The sequence below is a fragment of the Micromonospora sp. NPDC048935 genome (assembly GCF_043197875.1).
Classification (GTDB): Bacteria; Actinomycetota; Actinomycetes; order Mycobacteriales; family Micromonosporaceae; genus Micromonospora.
The window spans coordinates 1-2,171 of record NZ_JBICTZ010000030.1 but is presented as its reverse complement, the minus strand read 5'-3'; the positions used below and the strand labels follow the sequence as shown (position 1 = coordinate 2,171).

The 2,171-nt window shown below is 62.6% G+C and carries 1 protein-coding gene; it reads left to right on the top strand.

The window, feature by feature from the left end; all coding sequences use genetic code 11:
* Positions 1-620: 620 nt before the first annotated feature.
* On the top strand, positions 621-2,054 hold the full coding sequence (ltrA, locus tag ACGFIW_RS33720) for a group II intron reverse transcriptase/maturase (protein WP_393324601.1): 1,434 nt from the start codon (positions 621-623) through the stop codon (positions 2,052-2,054).
* The last annotated feature ends 117 nt before the right edge of the window (positions 2,055-2,171 follow it).

Here is a 2,171-nt window from a genome sequence, read left to right as displayed (position 1 = left end):
TACGTGCGCCACGAGGCGCTATTCGATCGAGTGGAGGTGGGAGACCTGCACCGATGTCCTGTCGTGGTAGGGCATCGAAGCTGAGGGCAGTCTGATCCTTGGGAATGCGGGGATTGGGTGGGAAGCAGCCCTGACAAAGCCGGAACGGGCTGGGACTGCCAGACGGTTCGGGTTCGGCAAGCGAGACGCGAAGGTGTACGTGAAGAAACCGGCGGTAAAGCTCCTTAAGCGATTACGCCGACTCAAATCTGGTGGATAGGGGTCGGTCAGCGGTCAGGCTTCTTTGATGTGTAGCTGTTGAAGGAGTCATCCGGGTGGGTTCGTAACCGCTCAGCCGGGTGGGCGCGGGGAAGTCCACGGCGTACCCGCGTCGAGGGCCGCAGGAGCAGAGTCGGGCGCCTCACGCGTCAATCGATCGGTAGTGAACGTGGGAACCATCTGGTGTGGACTCGCCGCTTTCACGGCCAGTGGGGGTGGAGATGGGAGGGCTCGTTGCCGGCCGGGGCATCAGATGGGGCGGAGTCCGCGTAGTAGTCCGAGGTCGGGAAAGCCGACTACATGGCGAAGGCGGACAGCAGGTTACGTGCAGAGAGGAGTTTGTCATGCCAGGAGACACGTTGGTGAAGACCGACGGTCCGTGGATGGTGTCCGAAGATGCCGTGTCGCGGGTACTGGAGATTCAGGCCAAACTGCATCGATGGGCGGCGCAGGAGTCGTCTGGCAGGTTCGATGATTTGTTCAATCTTGTTGTTGATCCCGCGTTCCTTGCGGTGGCGTGGGGTCGAGTCAGTGGTAACACCGGAGGACGCGCGGCGGGGGTGGACGGCTGGTCCGCCCGCCACGTCGAGGTGTACTACGGGGTGGAACCCTTCCTGAGCAGGATTCGGGAGGTGGTGCGTTCGGGGCAGTTCCGGCCCCGTCCGGTGCGGGAGCGGTTGATCCCGAAACCGGGTGGGAAGAAACGCCGGCTGGGTATCCCGACCATCATCGACCGGGTGGTGCAGGCGGCGCTGAAGCTTGTTCTGGAGCCGATCTTCGAGGCGGACTTCCATCCGTGCTCATATGGCTTCCGGCCTGGTCGACGCGCCCAGGACGCGATCGCCGAGATTCATCTGTTCACCTCCCGCGCCTACGAGTGGGTGTTGGAGGCAGACATCGAGGCGTGTTTCGATTCGATTGACCACACGGCCCTGATGGACCGGGTGCGTAAACGGGTTGGAGACAAACGTGTCCTGGCGTTAGTGAAAGCCTTCCTCAAAGCCGGGGTCCTCACCGAGACCGGCGACCGGGAAGCAACGATCACCGGCACGCCGCAGGGAGGCATTCTCTCACCACTGCTGGCCAACATCGCCCTGTCCATACTCGATGATCACATACACGGGTATTGGCAGACAGCGGCAATGTCGACCGAATCACGGCGGCAGAAACGACGTCTCAAAGGGCTGCCGAACTGGCGGTTGGTCCGATACGCCGATGACTTCGTCATCCTCGTCACGGGCACCCGCGAGAACGCCGAACAACTCCGCGAAGAAGTCGCCACGGTCTTGGCACCCATGGGCCTGCGCCTATCACCGACCAAGACCGCGGTGGTTCATATCGACGAGGGCTTCGACTTCCTCGGATTCCGCATCCAGCGGCACCGAAAGCGAGGCACGAACAGATCGTATGTCTACACCTACCCGGCCAAGAAAGCCCTGAGGGCGGTAACGGTCAAGGTGCGGACTCTGACGCGCCGCAACGCGTCACACGACCTTGCCGGACTCCTGCGGCGGGTTAACGCCACGACCAGAGGGTGGGCCAACTACTTCAAACATGGAGTGTCGAAAGCGACCTTCAACTACCTCGGCCACTTTACCTGGCGGCGGGTAGCGTACTGGATCCGCAAACGACACCCCGGACTGTCGTGGAAGGCCCTACGGCGGCGGTTCATGCCCGGATGGGTACCCACCGCCGACGGGATCACCCTATTCAACCCGGCATCGATCACGGTCAGCCGCTATCGATACCGGGGTAAGATCCCAACCCGCTGGGCAACGCACAACGCTAACACCTGACATCGACAGGAACCTGTGGAGAGCCGGATGCTCGGAAACGGGCACGTCCGGTTCGGGAGGCGGCATGGGGAAACGGGCCGGCCGGAAGACCGACACCGCGCCCCATGCCGACCTCAC